General features: G+C 66.5%; 19 protein-coding genes, 1 tRNA gene and 2 rRNA genes. 9 read left to right on the top strand and 13 right to left on the bottom strand.

Features of this window, described 5'->3' with window-relative positions; genetic code table 11:
- Positions 1-96: 96 nt before the first annotated feature.
- Both NGB94_RS10925 and NGB94_RS10920 read right to left on the bottom strand, forming a co-directional pair.
- The gene (locus NGB94_RS10925) at positions 97-1,503 is read right to left on the bottom strand and encodes an MFS transporter (RefSeq protein WP_325790781.1); all 1,407 of its coding nucleotides are present in this window, start codon (positions 1,501-1,503) and stop codon (positions 97-99) included.
- Positions 1,504-1,526: 23 nt separating this feature from the next.
- Positions 1,527-2,477: an MBL fold metallo-hydrolase gene (locus NGB94_RS10920; RefSeq protein ID WP_325790668.1), complete on the bottom strand. Its 951-nt coding sequence runs from the start codon at positions 2,475-2,477 to the stop codon at positions 1,527-1,529.
- Positions 2,478-2,681: 204 nt separating this feature from the next.
- Here NGB94_RS10920 and NGB94_RS10915 point away from each other — a divergent pair, with 204 nt between their 5' ends.
- Complete coding sequence (locus NGB94_RS10915) at positions 2,682-3,614, top strand: LysR family transcriptional regulator (protein ID WP_325790667.1); 933 nt, start codon at positions 2,682-2,684, stop codon at positions 3,612-3,614.
- Here the strand turns inward: NGB94_RS10915 and NGB94_RS10910 are convergent.
- Complete coding sequence (locus NGB94_RS10910) at positions 3,596-4,561, bottom strand: DUF2332 domain-containing protein (RefSeq protein ID WP_325790666.1); 966 nt, start codon at positions 4,559-4,561, stop codon at positions 3,596-3,598. The two genes, NGB94_RS10915 and NGB94_RS10910, sit on opposite strands and share 19 nt — an antisense overlap.
- Positions 4,562-4,841: 280 nt before the next feature.
- Here NGB94_RS10910 and NGB94_RS10905 point away from each other — a divergent pair, with 280 nt between their 5' ends.
- The 3 genes from NGB94_RS10905 (at position 4,842) to NGB94_RS10895 (ending at position 7,976) form a co-directional block, all read left to right on the top strand.
- Positions 4,842-5,768, top strand: coding sequence for an oxygenase MpaB family protein (locus NGB94_RS10905; protein WP_325790665.1), 927 nt, complete (start codon positions 4,842-4,844; stop codon positions 5,766-5,768).
- A 188-nt stretch (positions 5,769-5,956) separates the two neighbouring features.
- Entirely contained in the window at positions 5,957-6,628 is a 672-nt protein-coding gene (locus tag NGB94_RS10900) for a thioredoxin domain-containing protein (protein ID WP_325790664.1), read from the top strand.
- A gap of 181 nt (positions 6,629-6,809) precedes the next feature.
- Positions 6,810-7,976 carry an SLC13 family permease gene (locus tag NGB94_RS10895; protein ID WP_325790663.1) on the top strand — a complete coding sequence of 389 codons (1,167 nt, stop codon included), beginning with the start codon at positions 6,810-6,812 and terminating at the stop codon, positions 7,974-7,976.
- Here the strand turns inward: NGB94_RS10895 and NGB94_RS10890 are convergent, their stop codons facing one another.
- From NGB94_RS10890 to NGB94_RS10880, 3 genes are read right to left on the bottom strand one after another with little or no spacing between them, the layout of a single operon-like run.
- Positions 7,977-9,215 (bottom strand): beta-ketoacyl-ACP synthase II, encoded by a 1,239-nt coding sequence (locus tag NGB94_RS10890; protein WP_325790662.1) that lies wholly within the window; start codon positions 9,213-9,215, stop codon positions 7,977-7,979.
- Positions 9,216-9,223: 8 nt separating this feature from the next.
- A complete protein-coding gene (locus NGB94_RS10885) occupies positions 9,224-10,882 on the bottom strand; it encodes a class I adenylate-forming enzyme family protein (protein ID WP_325790661.1) in 1,659 nt (552 codons plus the stop codon).
- 16 nt (positions 10,883-10,898) lie between these two features.
- The gene (locus NGB94_RS10880; protein WP_325790660.1) at positions 10,899-11,804 is read right to left on the bottom strand and encodes an SDR family oxidoreductase; all 906 of its coding nucleotides are present in this window, start codon (positions 11,802-11,804) and stop codon (positions 10,899-10,901) included.
- Positions 11,805-12,129: 325 nt separating this feature from the next.
- Here NGB94_RS10880 and NGB94_RS10875 point away from each other — a divergent pair, with 325 nt between their 5' ends.
- A complete protein-coding gene (locus NGB94_RS10875) occupies positions 12,130-12,489 on the top strand; it encodes a cupin domain-containing protein (RefSeq protein WP_325790659.1) in 360 nt (119 codons plus the stop codon).
- A gap of 94 nt (positions 12,490-12,583) precedes the next feature.
- On the top strand, positions 12,584-13,177 hold the full coding sequence (locus tag NGB94_RS10870) for a TetR/AcrR family transcriptional regulator (protein ID WP_325790658.1): 594 nt from the start codon (positions 12,584-12,586) through the stop codon (positions 13,175-13,177).
- On the opposite strand, the gene NGB94_RS10865 is transcribed toward NGB94_RS10870, so the two are convergent.
- Complete coding sequence (locus tag NGB94_RS10865; protein ID WP_325790657.1) at positions 13,170-14,321, bottom strand: helix-turn-helix domain-containing protein; 1,152 nt, start codon at positions 14,319-14,321, stop codon at positions 13,170-13,172. The genes NGB94_RS10870 and NGB94_RS10865 overlap by 8 nt on opposite strands.
- A gap of 125 nt (positions 14,322-14,446) precedes the next feature.
- Between NGB94_RS10865 and NGB94_RS10860 the strand changes: the two genes are divergently transcribed.
- Positions 14,447-15,766, top strand: coding sequence for an ArgE/DapE family deacylase (locus NGB94_RS10860; RefSeq protein ID WP_325790656.1), 1,320 nt, complete (start codon positions 14,447-14,449; stop codon positions 15,764-15,766).
- 110 nt (positions 15,767-15,876) lie between these two features.
- Here NGB94_RS10860 and NGB94_RS10855 read toward each other — a convergent pair whose 3' ends face one another.
- Together NGB94_RS10855 and NGB94_RS10850 are read right to left on the bottom strand one after the other, a co-directional pair.
- Positions 15,877-16,521 (bottom strand): response regulator transcription factor, encoded by a 645-nt coding sequence (locus NGB94_RS10855; protein WP_325790655.1) that lies wholly within the window; start codon positions 16,519-16,521, stop codon positions 15,877-15,879.
- Positions 16,509-17,936 (bottom strand): sensor histidine kinase, encoded by a 1,428-nt coding sequence (locus NGB94_RS10850; protein WP_325790654.1) that lies wholly within the window; start codon positions 17,934-17,936, stop codon positions 16,509-16,511. Before NGB94_RS10850 ends, NGB94_RS10855 begins: the two co-directional genes overlap by 13 nt.
- 142 nt (positions 17,937-18,078) lie before the next feature.
- On the opposite strand from NGB94_RS10850, the gene NGB94_RS10845 reads away from it, so the two are divergent.
- Both NGB94_RS10845 and NGB94_RS10840 read left to right on the top strand, forming a co-directional pair.
- Positions 18,079-18,834 (top strand): ABC transporter ATP-binding protein, encoded by a 756-nt coding sequence (locus tag NGB94_RS10845; protein ID WP_325790653.1) that lies wholly within the window; start codon positions 18,079-18,081, stop codon positions 18,832-18,834.
- Position 18,835: 1 nt separating this feature from the next.
- Positions 18,836-21,307 (top strand): ABC transporter permease, encoded by a 2,472-nt coding sequence (locus NGB94_RS10840; RefSeq protein WP_325790651.1) that lies wholly within the window; start codon positions 18,836-18,838, stop codon positions 21,305-21,307.
- Between the two features lie 84 nt (positions 21,308-21,391).
- On the opposite strand, the gene NGB94_RS10835 is transcribed toward NGB94_RS10840, so the two are convergent.
- The 4 genes from NGB94_RS10835 to rrf (NGB94_RS10820) form a co-directional block, all read right to left on the bottom strand.
- Positions 21,392-21,479: transfer RNA gene (locus NGB94_RS10835), tRNA-Ser, on the bottom strand.
- Between the two features lie 77 nt (positions 21,480-21,556).
- Entirely contained in the window at positions 21,557-22,204 is a 648-nt protein-coding gene (locus tag NGB94_RS10830) for a TMEM175 family protein (protein WP_325790650.1), read from the bottom strand.
- Between the two features lie 116 nt (positions 22,205-22,320).
- A 5S ribosomal RNA gene (gene rrf, locus NGB94_RS10825) occupies positions 22,321-22,437 on the bottom strand.
- A 277-nt stretch (positions 22,438-22,714) separates the two neighbouring features.
- A 5S ribosomal RNA gene (gene rrf, locus NGB94_RS10820) occupies positions 22,715-22,831 on the bottom strand.
- Positions 22,832-22,833: the final 2 nt, after the last annotated feature.

Below are 22,833 nucleotides of genomic sequence, written 5' to 3'. Positions count from 1 at the left end.
TGTGATCCTAGGGGGAGTTGAATATGGGCAGGCCAACCGTTGGGTCCGCGGTGTCCTTCGGAGAGACAGACCCAACGATTGGCAGAGCCGTGAATGCTAGGCGCCAGCGGTGGGCGCTGTTGTCTTGACCGTTTCGGCATCGCTGATCCCAGCTGGCTCGGGAATGGCGTTGTGGTCAAGATGCTGGATATCTTCTCCGGACCGGTCCTTGGCCGCCAGGAGGGAGAGCAGGCTCATTCCTGAGAAGGCTATCCACAAGCAGGCAACCATCCAGAGGGATCCTCCTCCAACCATGACGAGAGCCGTCGCAATCATCGGTGTGAAGCCGGCGCCCAGGGTCGAAGCCAGCTGGTAACCGATCGAGGTTCCTGAATAGCGCACCGAGGTCGGAAAGAGTTCACCGACGAATGCACCGTATGGCCCTGCTGTGAATCCTTGAACAACTGACAAACCTAGAAATATGGCCAACAGGAAGGCAGTCGTCGAACCCATCTCAAGGAGGCTCATGACCGGAAAAGCCAAGGCCATCGCGGCGATGTTTCCGCAGACAAGGACGCGCTTACGCCCCAAGCGGTCTGAGAGCTTGGACGCGAGGATGATCATCGCGATGGTGCCGACACCCGCCAGGGCTTTCATGTTGAGGACGTCTGTCTGCGCGAGAACAGCCTGCTGCACGGCGTAGGACAACGCCCACGCACCCATGAGGCCCTGTGCCATTTGTCCGGACAATCCTGATCCCACCGCGATGAGCAGCGATCGGGGATGCTCCCGAAATAGCTCGGCCGCGGGGACTTTCCGTTTTTTGGACTCTGAAGCTGCGGACAGATCCTTGAATACCTTGGACTCAGAGACCTGCATGCGAATGTAGATGGCCAGCATCATAAGAACCGCAGAGAATACGAACGGCACTCGCCAGCCCCAGGACAGGAACTGTTCCTGAGGCAGCGTGGACATCGCTGACAGCACCAAGGTTCCCAGAATCGTGCCGGCGGGTGCGCCCATGTAGGCAAATGACGAAGCGAATCCGCGAGATTCCCGCTTTGAGTTTTCAAATGCGAGCAGCATGGCGCCGCCCCATTCCCCGCCGACGGCGAGACCTTGAAAAACGCGCAACGTGACGAGGAGAATCGGCGCCCATACGCCAATCTGCTCCGTCGTGGGCAGCAGGCCCACAAGGGTGGAAGCGATGCCCATGATGAGGACGGTGCCCACAAGAATGGTCTTCCGTCCGAATCTGTCACCTAGATGCCCGAAAATGAAGCCGCCGAGAGGACGGGCCACGTAACCGACTGCGAGTGTTCCGAACGAGACAAACAGAGCCATCGCTGGGTCTAGTCCCGCGAAAAACACCTGGTTGAAGACCAATCCTGCCGCTGTGGCGTACAAAATAAAATCGTAATATTCCACCGCCGTCCCCAAGAAGCTGGAGAACAGAATCCGGCGCATCTCTTTGGGACTGGCGTGGTAACTCTGAGTAGATGCAGATGAACTGCGGGAATGCATAGTCACTGTAGTTGTCCTCGTCCTTAGCTTGCCGTAAGAATTGCGGCGCGGTCGGGAGAAACCGGCGTAGTCCGCCCGAACGGGATGATGTCCAGATCTGCGGGTACGGTGAGTTTCCCTTGATAAGTAGTGCGTGCCTCCAACCAGGCCTCGGGTGGCGAATAGCTCGGCACGAGGTGGTGCAGGGCAAGGTGGCGGGCTCCGGCCTTCTGGGCGATCCGGCCCGCTTCAACAGCGGTTGTATGTGCACGTCTGTGGTGGTCCATAGTTGCCCGGAGCATCGTTGCGTCGGTGTACCGGCTGGCCAGGAGTTCCAGGTTTATCGCCTCGTGGAGCAGCAGGTCCGTGCCCTGCGCCAGTTGTACGAGGTTGGCACATGGTGCCGTGTCGCCGGAAACGGTGACGGAGCCTGTCTCAGTGTCGAATCTGTAGGCGTAGGCAGGTGCCGTCGGCTGGTGGGAAACCAAAATGGCCGTCACCGTGACGTTCTGGTCCTGAAACACGACAATCGGATCCATCTCGGGGGCCACCTGGGTGTCCGGATCGAAACCAATGTCTTCGGGCAATTCGATTTCCACCGCTCTGAACTGCTCATTGGGACTCTTGGTCAACGAGTCGAAAATCCTGTCGTTGAAATCCGTGGCGTATGCGCTGTGGAGCCCTTCCAACAGACCGGCGACCCCCGGCGTCGGACGTTGAGGAGCTATGGGGGTGGGCACTTCGATGGCCCGTGAGGACAACGGCGGGAGCTTTCCGCGGTCGCCCGGTCCGAAGACGGGTATGGGCTCTCTGTAGCCATTTGCGAGTTCAAATGCGCCGAAGAGCAACATTGAAGGCAAATCAACGGTGTGATCCGAATGCATATGCGTAATGAAAATGCCTGCCAGGTTCTCCATTGCCAGCCCAGCTGCATGGGCCTGATGGCCCGCCCCCTGGCCACAGTCCACGAGGTACCAGCTGTCGTTGACGACCACGGCTGTGGCTATGCCAAAGCGCGGAGCACCGTGGGGATCGCTCCACCATCGGGGTCCTCCTGCGGTGCCGAGCGTGATTACATACGGGGCCTGCTGCATAACGGATGTCTCCAATCGAGGGCGGCGCATCACTTATTAGTAGGTTGGTGGCCTACATCACATTTGTCGAGCTAAAATAAGTGACATGACCCATTAGGAGAGCTAATGAGCGAAGTAACCCTAAGGCAGCTCGAGTACTTCGCTGCCATCGCTGAGACCCAGTCCCTAAGCGAAGCGGCGCAACGTTGCAGCGTCTCGCAGGGCGCGGTCAGCCTGGCTCTGGGTCAGCTTGAGAACGCCGTCGGGGCAACTCTCGTCATACGGCGTCGAGGCAGGGGGGTGTCGCTGACGCCTGAGGGACAAGTTGTCGCAACACGCGCACGCCAGGTGACGGACCAGATAGTGGATCTCGCCTCGGCGGTGGACCTCGTTCACGGCGCCCTCTCAGGGCGCCTCACCATCGGGGTGTTCAGCACGCTGGCGATGCACGTGATTCCGCCGCTCGTCGAATGGTTTACCCAGCGGCATCCCAGGGTGGACCTGGATTTTCTTGAAGGCAGCGGTCCCGAAGTCCAAGAGGCCATGCTCACCGGGAAACTCCAGCTCTGCGTCGTATATGAGGCCCAGCTGTTGCCGGATTGCACGGCCGAGATACTTAGGCGAACGAAGCGCCAAGCAGTCTTCGGACTCGGCCACCCACTTGCTGCGCACCCTATGGTCACCCTTGCCGAGCTAGGAGCGTATCCTGCCATACTCATGGATGAGGAACCGGCCCTTCAACGAACTCTGGAGGAGTTCGCCCGGGCCGGAGTCGAGCCGGACATTCGGTGGCGTTCCGCCAGCGTTCAGGCAATCCAGAACGTGGTGGGCCGCAACTTGGCCTATTCGCTCCTGATGCAACCAACGCCAGTCAGCCCCGAGGGACGGCCACTCGTCTTTCGGCCGCTGGCAGGCAATATGCCCGACAATTCGGTAACTGCCGCCCTGCCCGCTCACGTGATCCGCAGTGCCATCGTAGAGGAATCACTGCGGGCATTGAGGGAACATTGGCGCCAGCCAGCGCGGCTCGCAGGAGAAGATCAACCGAGCCCTTCGTAGCTCTGGCCGTGCGGGCCGGTGAAGGCCTGCGGCTTACCGTTCAGGGACAGGACCAGGTTGCCTTCGGCGCTGCGGGTCAGCTGGTTCTTCACGGCGGGCAGGGCAGCTTCTCCTTCGTTGCTGATCCACGTGACGTTCAGGTCCTGCACCCGGTCGACGAACCGCTGCCGGTGTTCGGCTTCCAGATACGGCAGCACCGCGCTGTGGAAGACGACGACGGTCGCATCCTTTGGTGCCCGGGCTACCAGCTGCGGAAGTTCTTCGACGATGTCGCCCTGCAACAGGTGCGGCGGGTCTGCGGCTGCAATGCCGGCGACGGCACTCAGGCGGTTCCGGCGTTCCCGGTGTTCGGGCCAGACGAGGGTTTGCAGCCAGGCCATGTCCTGCGGGTCCTGCACACTCAGCGGGTTCAGGTCGATTCCGGCCCGCCAGACGACGTCGGGCAGCCGCTTTGGAGGCTCCGCGCCGGTCAGCGCGCAGGTCAGCTGTACCGGGCTGGGACAGGAATCGGGATGCAGGACCGTCTCGCCGCCGTCGTGCTGGTACCGGTAGCTGTAGCGGTCCGGATAGAGGCAGAAACCCGCTGCCGCGCCGGCTTCGATGAGCGCCACGGGCCCCTCGATCCGGCTCAACAGCGGCAGCAGGACTGCGCATCGGGCGGCCTCATTGGTCTGCGTCATCCGCGCCTGAATGACGGGTTCGACGGCGGGCCAGTGCTCGAGCAGCCACTCGCGGAACTGGGGGTATTTGCCCAGCGGGGCGCCGACCAGCCGTGCGGCGGCAAAGACCAGGTTGGGCTGCCGCTTGGGCCGCGGCAGTCCGTCGATCAGGCCCAGTACGGCGTCGTCCTTGGCAATGGAGGCGGCCCATTCCTCGTAGAGCGGTGACACGCCGTTGGCCTCGAGGGCGGCGAACCGTTCATATCCTGCTGCTGTCTGCGAAGGCATGGCCCCACCCTAAGGGTCGTCGTTGCGGGGAGCCATGCACCCGGCGGGGTGCCGCCGTCGTCATCCTGTGTGGCAATAACGGCGTTCCTGAAGAGCTGCAGAAATCCTGTGGCGCAATAACGTCGTTCTGCACAGCTGAGAGGGACGGTATTGCAGCAGAAGATTCCCGGCGGGCCCCCAAGGCAGCGTTATTGCGACACAGGATGCCGCCACTACCCCAGCCAGTACCACGGATGCCGCCACCCTGCCTCCTCCCAGCCGGCGGGACCATACTGGGACGATGGGCAAGCTTCTTGAATCCTGGCGCCGCCAGCTGGTTGGTACTTTCAGCAACAACTCGGAGACCATCCCGGAATGGGAGCTGGACCTCGCCAACGGCACCGACCGCGGCTACTACAGACCGGGCTCCGCAGTCTGGGCGGTCCACGGATCCATGACGACGATCGTCGCCGGCATCCGCGCCCTGCTCCTGCAGGCGCTGCACCCGGGCGCGATGGCCGGCGTCCGCGACTTCTCCAACTACAAGGAAGATCCGCTCGGCCGGCTGGCAGGAACCATCCGCTGGATCTTCACCGTCACCTACGGGGATACGACGGCGGCACGCGGCGCCTCGAACTGGGTGCTGCGGCTGCATGAACGGGTTCAAGGCACCTACGAGGACGCCGCCGGCGTCGAACGCCCCTACTCCGCGAACGATCCCGAGCTGGCCCGCTGGGTCCACCTCGCCTTCACCGACGCGTTCCTGACCTCCCACATCGAGTTCGGCGGGCCGATTCCCGGCGGGCCGGACCAGTACGTGGCGGAATGGGCCACTGCCGGTGAACTGATGCAGATCGACAACCCGCCCCGGGACCTGGCGGGACTGCGGAAACAGATGGCCGCCTTCGACCCGGAACTGCGCTCCAGCCCCACCGTCGAAGAAGTGGTCCGCTTCCTGCGCCGCCCTCCCCTGCCCCGCAACCAGATGATCGGCTACCGCGTCCTGTTCGCCGGCGCCGTCGCCTCCCTGGAACCGCGGCACCGCGAACTGCTCGGCCTTCGCGAACCGCATCTTGGCCCGGTCAAGCTGCCGGTTCACGGCCCAGTGAAACTCGTACTGCGGGTGATCCGGTTCGGGCTCGGGGACATGGGCCCGTCCGAACGCTCCGCCCGCGAGCGCATCGCCCGCCTGGACGCGGAAGCCGCCGAGGAACGCCGTCCGGCCTAACCCCGCCCACTCCCGCGCCCTTGCATCCACCCGGACCAGGTAAGCCCCGCCACACCCCCGGTCGACCAACATCACCCCTCCTCCCCCTTCAGCCACGCCGCGTCGGGTGGAAACATTAAAAGTGCAGTGAAATCCCAACCCGTATGTGCGCGCACCGGCGCGTGCTGATTTCATACCGGAAAGGAATCATGCGCAAGGCCGTACCTTCAGTACTCATCGCCGGCGTGCTGGTAAGCGGCGGAGTAGTGTCCTGCGGGACCTCAAGCGAACCCGCGGCACCGGAGACCACCGCCGCAGTCGAAGCCGCCGTCCCGGCAGACCAGCAGGACAAGCTGGTCCCCGCCGACGCCCGGACAATCACCAACCCGGCAGATCCGCAGGCCACCCTGGTCCTCTTCACCGACTACCAGTGCCCCTACTGCGCCATGATGGACACCCTGATTCAGCAGGCCAAGGCCGACTACGGCGGCCAGGTTGAAATCGTGGTGCGGAACTACCCGCTACCCAAGCACCAGAACGCGGAGCCCTCCGCACGTGCGGTGGAAGCCGCAGCGGAACAGGGTGCACTGGAGGACATGGCCGCCAAGGTCTTCGAGCACCAGCAGGACTGGAAGAACGAAGCCGACGTAGACAGCATCTTCGCCGGCTACGCAGAGGAGCTGGGCCTGGATATGGAACAGTTCACGGCCGACTACAACTCGGAAGCCATCAAGGAACGCGTGGCACGGGACCTGCAGGACGCACAGGACCTCCAGGTCAAAGGCACCCCCACGCTGTACCTGAACGGCCAGGCAGTCCAGCTCCAGTCCGGCGCCTACAGCGAGATCCAGGAACCCCTCGACGCCGCCTTGGGCAACTAACGCGATCCCTTCCCCCCTCCCGCCCAGGGCGGCAGCAGGCACGAGGGCGGCGCGCGGCACAGTACGCGGCCGCCGCCAAAGCCCGACGCCGGACGGTGCCGTCCAGGACGCCGCAGCACCGGCGCGCGGGCATCACCCAGAACCCGCGCGGAGAAGACCGAAGCGGGAATAGACTCCGCTCATGCGACTGGCGATCATCGGGGCGGCCCTGCTGCTGCTTGGCGGCATCGCTGCCGCGGCGGGAATCGTCACCCCACCTGAGCTGGCCGAACTTGCCGACCGGGTAGTGCCCATCCTGGTGTTCGTCGCCGCCATCACCGTGGTGACGGAACTTGCCAGCGAAGCCGGAGTCTTCCTTTGGGCTGGCCGACGGCTGCGCCGCTGGGGCCTGGGGTCCGGATTAGTTCTTTGGCTGCTCCTGGCACTGCTGGCCGCGCTGAGCACCATCTTCCTTTCCCTGGACACGACGGCCGTGCTCCTGACCCCTGTCGTGGTGGCCGTAGTGCGGCAGGCCGGCCTGCCTCCGCTTCCCTTCGTACTGACCACTATCTGGCTGGCCAACACCGCCAGCCTGCTCCTCCCGGTTTCCAACCTGACCAACCTGCTGGCCCAGCACAGCCTCGGCGGCCTGAGCCCGGCCGGATTTGCAGCGCTGATGTGGGCGCCGGCACTGGCATGCGTGCTGGTGCCGCTGGCCTTCATCGCGATCGTCTTCCGCCGTGACCTGCAGCTGCGCTACACGCGCACCCCCGCTCCCGGAAAAGCGACTCCAGCCCCGGACCGGTTCCTGCTCGCCGCGTCCGGTGCAGTGCTCCTGGCGCTGCTGCCGCTGCTGGTCTCCGGCATCCCGGTGTGGATCCCGGCCACAGCCGCCGCCGTCGTGCTTGTCCTGCTGTTCGCCGTCCGGCGCCGGCAGGTCCTGACCATCCGGCTGATTCCCTGGCCGCTGCTGCTCTTTGCCTCCGGGCTGTTCCTGGCGATCGAGTCCTTCCTCGGACTCGGCGGCTCAGCCTTGTTGGGCGTCCTCGCCGGCGAAGGCGAGAACTTCGCGGACCTGCTCCGGCTCGCAGCCACCGGGGCGGCCGGCGCGAACGCAGTGAACAACCTGCCCGCCTATCTGCTGGCCGAGCCCCTCGCCGCCACCCCGGAGCGCATGGCCGCCCTGCTGATCGGCGTGAATGCCGGCCCGCTCATCACCCCGTGGGCCTCCCTGGCCACCCTGCTCTGGCACGACCGTCTGGCGCGAATGAACGTCCGCATCAGCTGGAAAGGCTACGCACTCGCCGGCCTGATCGCCGCGCCGCTGACCGTTACCACCGCCGTCGCCGCCCTCGCAGCGGCCTCCTAGCTACACCCGCCCGAACGCCACCACGCAGTTCTGCCCGCCAAACCCGAAAGCGTTCGTCACCGCATACTGCACGTCCTGCTCCCGCGCCACGTTCGGCACGTAGTCCAGGTCGCACTCCGGATCCGGGGTTGAATAGTTGATCGTCGGCGGAATGACGCCTTCGACGATCGACATGGCGCACAGCAGCGATGCGAGCGTTCCGGCTGCGCCAATTAGGTGCCCGGTCATCGACTTCGGTGCCGTCACGGCCAGGGACCGGGCATGCTCACCAAACACCGCATGCAGCGCCAGCGTCTCCGTCCGGTCATTGGCCTTGGTGGACGTCCCGTGCGCGCAGACCAGATCCACGGCCGACGGGTCCAGCCGGGCCTGCGCCAGCGTCCGCGAAATCGCCTCCGCCGCATACTTCCCGCTCGGTTCCGGCGCCACAATATGGAAAGCATCCGAGGTCATCGCCCCGCCCAGCACCTCCGCATACACCCGGGCGCCGCGGGCGCGGGCGTGCTCCAGCGTCTCCATCACGCACACCACCGCACCCTCGCCGAACACAAACCCGTCCCGGTCCGCGTCGAAGGGTCGGGACGCTTCCTGCGGCACGTCATTGCTCCGCGAGAGCCCGCGCATCGTCGTGAGTCCGGCGAACATCACCGGGGTGATCGCGGCATCCGTGCCTCCGGCCAGTACGACGTCGGCGTCCCCCGCCAGCAGCGTCCGGCGCGCCTCCAGCAGGGCATGCGTTCCGCTGGCGCACGCGAGCGCGCTGGCGTTGACCGGCCCGTGCACAGCCAGGTCGATCGCGACTTCGCAGGCCGGCATGTTGGTCAGCGACGACGCCACGAAACTGGGGCTGACCGGGCGGATGCCCTCGGCGTCGAACAACCGGGTGGCGTCCTGCACCTCGGGATAGCCGGAGACCGCGCTGTTAATGATGACCGCCGCGTCGGTGCCCTCCATGCTGTCCCCGAGTCCGGCGTCGGCCGCTGCTTCCCGGGCGGCGGCGACGGCGAGCTGCGAGGCACGCGAGGAACGGTTGATCCTTTTCACGGGGAGCCAGGCCGCGGGGTCAAAGCCCTTCACCTCGGCGGCGATCCGGGTGGGGAACTCGGAAGCATCAAACGCCGTAATGCGGTCCACGCCGGATTTCCCCTCCTTGAGCGCCTCCCAGGTCAGCGGCCACGAACCGCCGAGCGGGGTCTGCGCCCCCATCCCGGTGATGACCACCCTCCGCTCATCCTCCATGCCGTTCCTCATTCCGTCGCCACCGAGGATCCGGGAGCAATGAGCCGCCCGGCGCTGTGGTCCTCCACCGCGGTTTCGGCCAGTTTGAAGTGCATCTTCTTGCCGGTGGCGGTCAGCGGCACCGAGTCGACGAACCGGTAGGCGCGGGGGCGTTTATAGTCGGCCAGGCCGGGATGGGCCAGGCAGAATTCCTCCAGGGCGTCCGCCGTCGCGCCCTCGCTGCGCGGCACCACATAGGCCACCACGCGCTGGCCCCACTGCGGATCCGGGACGCCCACCACCACCGAATCCAGCACCTCGGGATGCTCCGCCAGCACTCCCTCGACCTGCACGGGGTGGATGTTCTCGCCGCCGGAAATAATCATGTCGTCCTTGCGGCCCAGGATGGTCACGAACCCGTCCTCGTCCCAGGTGGCCATGTCTCCGGGATAGAGCCAGCCCTCGAAGAACTTCTCCTCCTCCACACCGGGCAGGTTCACGTAGCTGTACCCGGCCTTCGGCGAGCGCATGATCACTTCTCCGGCCTCGGTGCCGTCCTGCGCCGCGAGCTCATCAGGCCGTCCGCGCCGGTCCGGAAAGACCCGAACGACGGCGACGTCGTCATCCGTGCAGGACCGCCCCGCGGTGCCGGCGCGGGCGGGCAGATCCTCCGGGCGCAGGAACGTGTTCCAGAACGCCTCGGTGGTGCCGTAGCCGTTGAAGATCCGCGGCGTGAGCAGCTCCTGGTACCGCAGCGCGGCGGCCCGGTCCAGCGGTGCGCCCATGGTCACAATGCCCTTGAGCGTGGAAATGTCCCTCGGCTGTTTCTCCTGTTCCGCGGCGATCATTTCCAGCGTGGTGGGCGCGCCGATCAGGAACGTCAGCCCGTATTTCCCTACCCAGTCCAGCACGGTGGCGGGGTGAAAGCTGCGCAGCGGCACTACTCCTGCACCGATGTAGAAGGACGGATTCGGCCCGCCGGAGTGCAGCCCGCCGCGGTGGAACCACGGGGTCATGTTCAGCGTCCTGTCCTGCGGGGTGAGCGGGAAGTGCATGATCACGTCATGCGCGCTCATCAGTTCCGCCAGCGACGGCAGGGACACCCCCTTGGGCATCCCGGTGGTGCCGGAGGTGTACAGCCGGGTGGACTCGTCGTAGGCGGAATAACCCGCCGGCAGGTCCGGAACCTGCCCGGCAGCGCCCTGCACTGCGGCGTCGAAGTTCTCCCAGCCCGCCGGCAGGCCAGCGTCCCCCACCACGAGCATCCGCGGCGACGCACCGGAGAGCTCAAGCGCCTGCGCCGCGGAGGCCGCGCATTCGGCGTCGACAATAAACACTGCCGGGTCACTGTCCCGGAGGATGTGCGCGGTCTCCCCCGGGGCGAGCCGGTAGTTGACCGGCACGCTAATCGCGCCCAGCCGGTGGGTAGCCAGGTAGAGCAGGGCGAACTCGACGCCGTTGAAGAGCTGGTACATGACCCGGTCCCCGGCACCCACGCCGTGCTCGGCCAGCATCGCCGCGCAGCGGTCCACCTCCGCGCCCAGTTCGGCGTAGGTCCACTGGCGTCCGGTGGGCGGATCGATCATGGCGACGGCGCTGCCATAGCGGGCGACGTTGCGCCGGAACCCGGCACCGTAGGTCATCTGGGATTCGAAGTAGTCCTTGAACCGCCCTGCGTCGTATGGCATGGGTCCTGTCCTTTCGTCAGTCTTCCGTTCGCGGCCGCCGTGGGCGCTCGGGAAGGGCTACGGGTTCCGTGGTATCGCTGAAGAAGGGCGGGGCAATGACGGACAAGCCGCCGTCGACGGCCAGGCTTTGTCCGGTGATGTACTCCGCGCCCGGAGAAAGCAGGAAGTCCACGGTGGCGGCCATTTCGTCCACGGTTCCGGGCCGGCGCTTGGGGACCCGGGAGATGACGCTGTCCATCGGCGCCATGCCTTCCATGGAGTAGAAGTAATCCAGGGAGTCGGACTCGATCAGGCCGCCGTTCACCGCATTCACGTTGATCCCGTAGCCGGCCAGCTCCACGGCCATAAACCGGACGAAGGATTCCACGGCAGCCTTGTAGGAGCCCAGCGCCGCGTAGGTGGGAAAGGCCCGCACGCTGCCGTAGCTGGTCAGCGCCACGATCCTGCCGCCGTCGTCCATCAGCTTGACCGCTTCCTGCGTGCCGATCACGAACGGCCGCACATTCACGGCATAGGCGCGGTCCAGGTGATGGGGCTTGAGGTCAACGATCTTCTTGAAGGCGGCGGCCGCGGCGTTGTTCACGAAGAAGTCCAGGCGCCCGTATTCCGCGGCGGCGGCGTCGAAGAGCCGGACGATGTCCTCGGGGTCCTCAATGTCCGCCTGCACGGCAAGCCCGCCGCCGCCAAGGCGCTGCAGCTCCGCGACCGTTTCTTTGGCCAGGTCCGCGTTCTTCCGGTAGCCGACCACCACCTGCGCGCCCTGCGCAGCGAGGCGTTCGGCAACCCGCCGGCCAATGCCGCGGGAGGCTCCGGTGACCAGGGCGATCCTGCCCTCGTACTGGCGGCCGGGCTGGACCTGGCGGCCGGGCCCGGTCTGGGACTTGCCGGACTGGGACTGTTCGGACTCTGCAGGCTGTTCCACGGGCAACCTTCCGCACCGTGAACCCGGCGCCGGCGTCTCGATTTCGGGCTGCGGCTCCCGGACGGGCGTTCGGGAGCCGGCAGGGAACGTACGACGCCGGTGCTCCCGGCTAGTTGGCAGGTCCCCTTGGTCCGTAAATCGTTATCCCGCACCGGTGCTGCGTCAAGGGTGTGCGGGCTGGTTTGGGGTGACACCTGCGCGTTGGGTTTGGGGCGGTGCCGCGGAGTGCATGGGGCGTAACGAACTTGGGAACGATGCCCCCGCTCAGTAGCGTGTAAAAACCAATATTGAAATATTGGTTTTGGAGACTACCCGAGGAGCCCGCATGGCAATCGTCCGCAGCATCGTCCAGGTTGAAGAGTCCGAGAAGACAGTGGAGCCGCTCGCGCTTCCGCTGGCCGACCCGCTGGGCGCGGACATCGAGACCAAGACCTACAACCTGTTCTCCACCGACGAGGAAACCATCCACGCCGGCACGTGGGAAACCGCCGTCGGCCTGTCCAAGTGGGACTTCTCGGACGGCGGCGAGGTCATCTACGTGCTCGGCGGCCGCATGACCGTCCAGCGCGACGGCGAAGAGCCCAAGGAAGTCGGCCCGGGCGACCTGGCCGTCTTCCCCAAGGGCTGGACCGGCACCTGGAACGTGACGGAGGCCCTGTCCAAGGTCTACGTCATGTACAGCTAGCCCGCCTGCGGCCGGGGACGGAAACCGGAGCGGACGCGGGTCCGTAAAGTTGTGGAGGGCGGCTGCACCTTGCTTGCCCAGGATGGAGTATCGGATGGCCCGCGGCAAAGAGCTGAAGAAGCGCGCGATCCTCGCGGCGGCACTCGAGTGCATCTCGAAGAGCGGCTACGAGGCAACCCGCCTTCGGGACGTCAGCGACGCCGCCGGCGTGTCCATCGGCATCATCCAGCACTACTTTGGGACCCGCGAACAGCTCCTGGGCGAAGCGCTCGGCCGTGCCAGCGGTGAGCTGGTGGAGCACTTCGCGTCCCTGGATGACCAGCTCGCCCCGTGGGACCGGCTGCGCGGCATGATCGGCGTCGTCTGCGGCATGCCCAGCCTGCACGGCCGCGGCCTGCTCTGGCTGGAAATGTCCAGCCTAGCCCGCCGCCATCCCGAGCTCCGCGAGCGCCTGGACAGTGTCTACGAGCTGTGGGACGCCCACATTCGTGCGGCAGTGCAGCGCGGTGCCGACGACGGGTCGCTCGGCGTCGAGCCCGGTTCGGTGGAGGACCTGACCGCCATCTTCCTGGCCTTCTTCGACGGCTATGAGTATGAGATCGCATCATCCCTGGTGCCCGACGATCCCGCCGTGCTGGAACGCCGCGCCCTCCTGCTGGCGGAGCGGCTGTTCCGTCCGGTCAGCTAAGCCGGCCGCGTGCTGCCAGCAGCAGCCGAAGCAGCCCGGCGTCGTCGGGCAGCGTGGGGTCCAGCCCCGTCAGCGCACTGAACCTGCGCAGCCGGTTCAGGATCGTATTGCGGTGGCAAAACAGCGCTGATGCAGTCCGGGAAATGCTTCCGGTCGACATGAGGTGAAAAGCCGTCTGCAGCAGGTGTTCAAGATCCTGCTCCGGCCGGCTGAAGAGTCCGTCGAGCTGCGAGCCTGCAACGATGCGCAGTTCCTCGGCGAACTGGCCGTCGGGAAGGGCCGGCCACTGCCCTCCCAGGGTGGCTGCGGTGCCGCCATCCGGAACCAGCTTGGCCAGGCGCGTTGCCAGCTTCCACATCACGGACAGCTGCTCGATCCGCACGGCAAAAGGCGCGACGCCGACCGGCGCCGCCGCAAGGAGGTTCCGGTGGGCGGCGGTCAAAGCCGCGTCATCGAGCAGGACAAACTCGCCGCCGTCGAGGCTGTGCAGCCGGATCCGCGGATCGATGGCACGGACGGTGTTCCGGAACTCGTGCCCGCAGCCGGGACCTGCCGCAACCACCAGGTACTTAGCGGTGAGCCGGAGCCCCAGCTGGGCGGCGGCATGGCTGTGCAGCCCCGGGTCGTCCACGGCCGCAACGAGCAGGCGGCGCAGCAAATAGGTTTGTTCAATTTCGAGTTCCCGGTTCATGTCCGCGAGTTCGGCAATGTACCCGGCCTGGACGTTGCTGACATGGGTTTCAATCGTGTCCCAGACCGAAACGACTTCCTCGGCGAAGGCCGCCTGCGAGGCAGGCGGCACTTGGGCGCGCATGGCCCGCCACAGGAACGGAAAGTCCAGCCGGACGGCCCGGAGCAGTGAATCCAGGGGGACGCCCTGACGCGCCCGGCGGCGGCCAATGTTCTCGCTTACCGCCTGCAGTCCGCCGCTGTCCGTGGACCCGGCAAGCACCCCCAGCATGTTTTTCAGGGCAGTGGCAGCTGTCCGGTGCAGGTCCTCACGCGGAATGTTCGACTCGGAGTAACCGGTGAGTGAGCTGAGTTCGTCCACGTAGGAATCTGCGAGACCGGGCAGGCCGGCCAGGCACCCCTCGGCCGCCTGGCGGATGACAAGACTCGGTTCGGCACTGCCCTGGATATGCATGAGCACAGTCTAGGGCCCATATTTGGGCACAATTTCCCGTGCCTGACTGGGCAGTTGGAGAAATGATGGCTTATAGGTGCCTAATTCCCGGCACACCGCATGAACCGATTCGGAGCAACAACCACATGGACTCATCCGCGAATGCAACCCCGGCCGGCACGGCACTGCCCCAGGACGTCCGGGACAGGATCCTCGCCGCGGTAGACGCCGCCTTCGACAACCAGCTCAGCTTCACGCAGGAACTGGTCCGCCACCCCTCACTGCGCACTCAGGAGAGCGGCGCCCAGCAGCTGCTGTTCGATGCAATGGAGCAGCGGGGCCTGGAGATGGACCGCTGGGAACTGGATACCGAAGGGCTCTCCGCGCACCCCGGTGCCGGCGCCGTCACCGTGTCCTACGACGGCGTGACCAACGTGGTGGGCACGTGGCAGCCGGGCGTCGAGAAGGGGCGGTCCCTGATCCTCAACGGGCACGTGGACGTTGTGCCGGAAGGACCAAAGTCCCAGTGGACAGCGGACCCGTGGGACTCCTATGTGAAGGACGGATGGCTCTACGGGCGTGGAAGCGGCGACATGAAGGCCGGCCTCGCAGCAAACCTGTTCGCCTTCGACGCCGTCCGGGCCGCCGGCTATGAACCCGCCGGAAGGATCCATTTCCAGTCCGTGGTGGAAGAGGAATGCACCGGCAACGGTTCCCTTGCGGCCCTGCTGCGCGGCTACACGGCCGATGCCGTCATCATCCCCGAACCGGAAGAAGACATGCTTGTCCGCGCCAATGTCGGCGTGATCTGGTTCCGGCTGGAGGTGGACGGAGAACCCACGCACCCCCGAGAGATGCAGACCGGTTTTAACGCCATCGACGCCGCCTATCACGTGGTGGGCCGTATCCGTGCCCTTGAAGCCGACTGGAACGCCCAGCGCGGATCCCACCGCTATTTCGAGGACCTTCCCCACCCAATCAACCTCAACCTGGGAGGAATCAGCGGCGGGGACTGGCCCTCCAGTGTTCCGGCCTGGTGCCACGCAGACCTTCGGGTTGCCCTGTACCCCGGCACGTCCGCTGAGAGCGTCTGGCAGCAGATCACCGGCCTCCTCGACGGCATCGAGACGGACGGGCAGGGCAACCGCATCCGCGCCAAGGCGGTGCGGACGGGCTTCTTCTCCGAAGGGTATGTCCTGGAAGAGGGCAGCGACGCCGAGAACGTCCTTGCGGATGCGCACCGGAACGTGTTTGGCAGCGAACTGCAGTCCTTCACCACCCCGGGCTACCTGGACGGGCGGGTCTTCACGCTCTACGGCAATACGCCAACACTGGTCTACGGTCCGGTGTCCGAGGCCATCCACGGCTACGACGAGAGGGTGGACATCGAATCCGTTCGCCGCATCACCAAGTCCATTGCCCTGTTTATCGCCGAATGGTGCGGGCTCGAGGAAGCCGCGCGCTAACCCCAACTCCACCCCCCACCGAGAGGCCAGTTACGGCTCTTTTGAGGGCTGATAAGAGCCGTAACTGGCCTCTCGACGGGTTGGGAGGGGGTGCACCCAGGGGCGGGGACTCAGGAACGCAGGTACGCGAGGGTTGCCAGGACACGGCGGTGGCCGGTGTCCGACGGCGCCAGGCCCAGCTTCGCGAAGATGTTGCCAATGTGCTTGCTTACGGCCGTTTCGGACACCGAGATCGACTGCGCAATGGCGGTGTTCCCCAGCCCTTCCGCCACCAGTCCCAGCACCTCGAACTCACGCGGGGTCAGGGAACGGATCGGGTCCTGGGTTCCACGCCTGCTGAAGAGCTGGGCAATGACCTCGGGGTCCATCACGGTTCCGCCGTCCTCCACCCGGTGCAGCGCATCGACGAAATCCCCGACCTTCCCCACCCGTTCCTTGAGCAGGTAACCCACGCCCTGGGCACCGGAGCCCAGCAGCCGGCTGGCGTACCTGTCCTCCACATAGGCGGAGAGAACCAGCACCGGGAAGTTCGGCACCCGTTGCCGAAGCTCCAGCGCAGCCCGCAGCCCTTCGTTGGTGAAGGTGGGCGGCATCCGGACATCGAGCACCGCGGCGTCGGCGCTGCCGGGTTCGAATGCGGCCAGCAGGTCATCCGCGTTATCCCAGGATCCCGCTATCTCGAATCCCTCGCCCTTCAGCAGCAGCTCAAGGCCCGCACGCAGCAGGGCATCATCTTCGGCAATCAGAACGCGCACGGCAGTTCCACCCTCACTTTCGTCGGTCCTCCGGCAGGACTGCTCAGCACCAGCCTGCCGCCAAACGCGGCAGCACGCCGCGCGATTCCGGCCAGACCGGTGCCTGAGCCGGTGTCGGCAGTTCCGGTGTCAGCAGTTCCGCTGTCACCAGGTCCGACGTCGACGGCGGCTGCCGCTTTCACGGCTCCCGGGCCCGCGGTGCCGGCCAGGGAATGCGCGCCCGCCGGCGGCGACCCGCCCGGCGGCAACCCGCCCGCCCGAGACACCCCGCCCGCCGGGGAGACCGCAGCCCCGCCGCGCCCGTCGTCCGTCACTTCAACCACCAGTACGTCCTCCCGGGGCGTCGCTTCGGTGCGCAGCACCACCTCGATCCGCGACGCACCGGAATGTTTCGCCGCGTTGGTCAGCGCTTCGGCGAGGACAAAATAGGCTGCGGATTCAACGGCCGCCGGGGCCCGCAGCAGGCCGGCCACGTCCAGGCTGCAGGGAATGGGCGACCGGCTGGTCAGCGCCGAAGCAGCACCCCCCAGCCCCAGCTCATCCAGCACCGGCGGATAAATGTCATGAACGGCCGCCCGGAGTCCGGCCAGTGCCTCCGAGGCAGCGTCCTGCGCCCGGGCCAGGAACGGCACGGCAGCAGCGGGATCCGTCTCCGCTGCCCGCTGAGCCAGCCCCAGCATCATGACCACGCCCACCAGCCTGTTCTGCGCGCCGTCGTGCAGTTCCCGCTCGATCCGGCGCAGCTCCGCTGCATGGGCGGCGAGCGCACTGGCCCGGGCAGCGGAGAGATCCTGGATGCGGCGGGACAGTTCCTCGTACCGCCGCGGGGAGAGGATCGCGAGCGTTCCCTCGCTGAGCCGGCGTGCCATCCACGGCAGCAGCAGCCAGGCCAAAACACCGTAGACAAGGCCGAGCAGCATGCCAAGGAACGCAGCCGGCCAGCTGGTGATGGTGATCGTCATTTCCAGTGGAGCATCCGCCGGAAACAGCATCCAGAACGGCGACACCAGCAGATAGAGCAGGGCGCCAACGGGCAGGGCAACCGCCAGCGCCCCTGCCAGCAGGGCAAACGCCGCGTGAAAGAGCAGCCAGGAAAGGTCCCGCTTGGTTTCCGGCGCGGTCACCAGCGAGGCGAGTTCCCCGAATGAATACCAGCCGCTGAGGCGGCGGCGGTCAAACGGGATCACAGCTCCGGCGAACCCGGCGGAGCGCCCCTGCGCCCGGGCGGCCAGAAGGTCCAGGACGCGCAGCACTCCGGGCAGCGCATACAGCCCGACGCCAAGTGACAAGAACGGCAGCAGCATCAGACCGGCCACCAGCACCCCGAGGGAAGCCAGCCAGTACACGGCCTCGCGCAGCAGGAACACCGCATCCGCGGCACGGGCCCGCAGGCCGGCTTGGGTTGGCCATCTCATTTGCTCGATTATGCCCGAGCGTCCCGTCCCTGTCGGTATAGCCAGCTACACCATGAACCGGGTTGCTGGCTGTATCGGAACCCGATCCTGCGCTGCGTAGCGTCAAAAGCAGTTCCCCAGCCACCGTTCAAAGGACGCAAACATGTACACCGACTCTTCCCAATTCACCGGCCAGGCAGCCCTGGAGCTGACCGGCGTCTCCAAAAGCTACCGCTCCGGGAGCACCGCCGTGGCGGCGCTCCGCGGCGTATCACTGGCCGTACCGGCCGGCACCTTCACCGCCGTGATGGGTCCGTCGGGATCCGGAAAAAGCACGCTGCTGCAGTCCGCGGCCGGTTTGGACGTACCCGACGCCGGTCAGGTGCGGCTCGGCGGCACCGAGATTTCCCGCCTGCGCGGCAAGGCCCTTACCCGCTTCCGGCGGGACCATGTGGGCTTCGTTTTCCAGTCCTACAACCTGCTGCCGCAGCTCACGGTGACGGCCAACGTCACCCTGCCGCTGCTGTTGGCCGGACGCGGCACGGACCAGGCCTGGCTGGAGTACGTGCTCGACGCCGTCGGGCTGGGCGGCTTGGGCGGCCGGAAGCCGCAGGAGCTCTCCGGCGGGCAGCAGCAGCGGGCAGCGATTGCCCGGGCCCTGATCACCCGCCCGGACGTGGTCTTCGCCGATGAACCAACCGGTGCCCTCGACTCAGGCACGGCACGCCAGGTCCTGCAGCTGCTGCGGCACACGGTCTCCGCGCTGAACCAGACGGTGGTGATGGTGACCCACGATCCGGTGGCTGCCAGCTACGCGGACACGGTCGTTTTCCTGGCCGACGGGCGCATTGACGGCAGCATGAGCGGCGCCTCGGCCCGCGACGTCACCGACCGCATGGCCTACCTGGGAGGGAACTAACATGCTCAGCCTCGCCAAAGCCTCCATCCGGCACCACCGCGGCGGGTTCGCCGGTGTGTTCATCGCCGTGTTCCTGTGCGCTGCACTCATCACCGCCATGGGCGTGCTCATTGAATCAGGGCTGCGCGGAGGCACCGCACCGCAGCGCCTGCAGGCTGCCGACGTCGTTGTGGGCGCACCGCAGTCAATTCCGGTACCGGAAGATCTTCCCGCCGTTTTCCCGGAACGGGTACTGCTGCCGGAGGAGACCGTCAAGGACATCGAAGCGGTGCCCGGCGTCAAGAGTGCCGTCGGCAATGTTGAGATCCCCCTGGCCACCGCCGACGGGACCCCCGTACTGGCCGCCGGCTGGGACTCAGCAGCCCTGGCCCCCTATAACCTCACCGCCGGCGAACCCCCGCAGACGGCCGGTGAGGTGGCCCTGGACGCGTCTTTCAACACGGAACCGGGCAGCCGCATCACGCTCAGCCACGGCGGTATCCCCGCCGAGTACACGGTGACCGGAACCGTGGCCCCGGCGGAAGGGAACACCCCGGCCCCGGCGGCCTTCCTCAGCAGTTCAGGCACGGCGACCCTCTGGCCGCACGGCGGATCCGTCGCCACGATCGGCGTCCTGGCCGAACCGGGTGTCAGCCCGGACCAGCTTGCCGCCGACATCGAAGCCGGAGTATCCGGCGTCGTCAGCTACACCGGGGACCGCCGCGGCGACGTTGAGAACCTCGGTGGCGCCGGCGCCCGCTCCATGCTCCTGCTGCTCAGCGGATCGCTGGCCGGAGTTGCCGTGATGACGGCAGTCTTCGTGACGGCCGGAACCCTCTCACTTTCCATCCTCTCCCGCCGCCGTGAGTTCGCCATGCTCCGGGCCATTGGTGCCGGTGCCAACCAGACGCTCGGCGTGGTCGTCCGCGAAGTCCTGCTGGTCTCCTCCGTGGCCGCCGTGCTGGGAGCCGTTCCCGGGTTCTGGCTGGCCGGATTCCTGGGCGGTCAGTTCACCTCCGCCGGAGTCATCCCGGAGGGCTTTGGGCTCGCCTACAGCCCGCTCCCGGCGGCGGGCGCGGTGCTGGTCAGCATTGCCGCAGCTGTTGGTGCGTCCCTGGTCTCAGCCCGCGGTACGGTCCGCGCCGCTCCGGTCACAGCGCTGCGCGAGTCCGTCACGGAGTCCGGCGGGCTGGGCCGGGGACGGATCATCACGGGACTGTCGCTGCTGGGCTTCGGGCTGGTGGCAGCCCTGCTGCCCGCTGCGGTCCCCGGCAGCGCCGGACTGGCGGCAGCGGCGTCGAGCATCCTGCTGCTGGTGATCGGTGCCGGTGTCCTGGGTCCCTGGATCGTTACCGGGGCGCTGAAGCTGATGGCCCCGCTGCTGCGGCGCAGCAGCTCCGCGTCGCTGGTCCTGGCCGGAGCCGGTGCCGAGGCGTTCCCGCGCCGGCTCGCTGCCGGAATCGTGCCCCTTGCCCTCGCTCTGGCCCTTGGTTCCGTGCAGTTCTTTATGCCAACCACCGTCGAATCCGAAGCACAGCGGCAGTCCCGCGCCGGCGTCGTGGCCGATTACCTGGTCAGCGCCCCGGGCGGCATCTCCGCTGAACTGGCGGACGCTGTCTCCCGCGTGCCGGGTGTGGAAACCACGACGGCGGTGGCCGGTTCAGCGCTCCTCGCCGAGATGCGCTTCCTGGGCATGGAAGACGGCGTGCAGCCCGTCGGCGTACAGGGCGTCGGGCCGGAAAACCTGGGCTCAGCCCTGGACCTGGGCGTCCGCAGCGGGTCACTGGACCGGCTCTACGAACCCGGCACCGTGGCGGTGAGCACCGCGCTGGCGCACGAAACAGGACTGGCGCCCGGGGACACGTTTGGATTCCACTTCGGCGACGGGACCGAGAGCACCGCCATCGTCGTCGCCACGTACGAGCGCGGGCTGGGCTTCGGCGACGTAACCATGGACAACGCAGCTCTGCTCCCCCACACCACCAGCGGACTGAACAGCCAGCTGCTGCTCACCGCGCCGGGTGCCGACGCCGCGGACCTGGTGCCCGCGCTCAAGGACCTGGGGCTAACGGTCCTGGGCCGGGACGGCCTGAATGCGGCGGGGGCTGCGGAGCGCGGCGCCGAGTCCTGGGTGAACATCCTGGCCATGCTGATCCTGCTGGGCTATCTGGCGGTCTCCGTGGGCAACGCGCTGGTCATGTCCACGGCGCGGCGGCGTCCGGAAATGCTGCTGCTGCGCAGGCTCGGAGCCACGGATGCCCAGCTGCGCCGCATGACAGGTGCGGAGTCGGCACTCATGGTGGCTGCCGCCGTCGTGGTTGGTACTGTCCTTGCGCTTCCCCCGCTGATGGGGATCGCCCTGAACATTTCCGGACAGCCGCTGCCCACCATCCAGCCTCTGGTGTATCTGGCGCTGGCAGGCGGGACGGCGCTGCTCGGGGCCGGCGCCGTTGCCGCGGCCACGCGGTTCGCCCTGCGGCCGGAGAGCACCTGAAGGACACAGCGCAGCTGACATATCCCGGACAAACAGAAACGCCCCGGTCATGGACCGGGGCGTTTCTGGTGATGATTTCTCATCTGGCGGAGGATGGGGGATTTGAACCCCCGAGGGCGTTAACCCAACACGCGTTCCAGGCGTGCGCCATAGGCCGCTAGGCGAATCCTCCAGGCTTTGCTCGTCAAGAGCAGATATAAGACTACCGGACTTTGAACCAATTACCGAATCGGCGGCACACAGGCAGTCTCAGGCGTCCGCGCCGGCACTTCGGCGGCGCCGCCCCCAGAACCGCAGTCCCAGGTTGATGACCAGAATCGACAGCCAGGACAGTTCCGCCGCCGCCGGGCTGAGCAGGGCGATCGGAATTGAAAGCAGGAAGACCGCCGGAGTGACGGGCGCCCGGACACGCGCGTACCTGAGCAGGTCCGGATTCACGTCATCACGGAAGAGTCCGCGGCGCCGGCAGTAGGACCACATCAGGGTGTTCACCGACCCGATCAGCCCCAGGGCTGCGGCATAGATAACGACGCCGAGGCTGGTGTTGTCCTGCAGGGCCAGCATGTCGGTGGCATAAGCGAGCAGCGCAACAAAGAAGAGCAGCAGCAGGTTCAGCCGCTGCAGGCCTCCGGTGAATCCTTTCAGCAGCCGGAACAGGCGGTGGTGGCTGAGCCAGTAGGCCCCGGCAACGGCGAAGGACAGGGCGTAGGCGAAGAATTCCGGCCGCTGCTCCAGGACCGCCCGGCCCAGCTCGCCGGCAGGTACGTCCGGGGCCTTGATGTCCACCGCCAGCAGGGTCATGGCGATGGCAAAGACCGCATCGCTGAAGAACATGGTGCGTTCGATGTCCGGCCCGGAGTCGAGTCCGCGTTTGAAGGAGCCGCTGTTCTCCGTCATTTACTCAGTGTGTTCCCCGGACCCGGGGCCGGGTAAGCCTGCCCCGGTCCAGAGGCCGGCCGGAGAAACAGAAAAGGACCCGTACGTCTTTGTACGGATCCTTTTCTTCACAGTATGTCCGGCGGTGACCTACTCTCCCACACCCTCCCGAGTGCAGTACCATCGGCGCTGTGGGTCTTAGCTTCCGGGTTCGGAATGGGACCGGGCGTTTCCCCCACGCTATGACCGCCGTAACCCTTTGTCCTCGCTTGCGCGGGAAAACACGGGTCACGCGCCGCTTCCGGGATTCCGTTTCCGGAACCAGTCTGCGGCGGTGATGCTCTAATATCTTACCCTGTTTTTCGGACTGCTGTGACCACGTGTTCCGTGTGGCCGGCGTCCATTGCGGACGCCTATTGCGGACGCCCCTGCGGGGCCCGGACGGGGAGGCAACGGGGCCCCCGGCCAGGGTAGCGGCTTGTTAAAGCAGTTCAGGCCCCGCAGCGTTGCGGGGCCTGAACTCTAATGGTTGTCCGGCGGTGACCTACTCTCCCACACCCTCCCGGGTGCAGTACCATCGGCGCTGCGGGTCTTAGCTTCCGGGTTCGGAATGGGACCGGGCGTTTCCCCCGCGCTGTGACCGCCGTAAC

Origin of the sequence: Arthrobacter koreensis, from assembly GCF_035792275.1 — a bacterium.
Lineage (GTDB): Bacteria > Actinomycetota > Actinomycetes > Actinomycetales > Micrococcaceae > Arthrobacter_B > Arthrobacter_B koreensis_A.
Note: the sequence above shows the minus strand (reverse complement) of the source record. Positions and strands in the feature narration are given on the sequence as shown.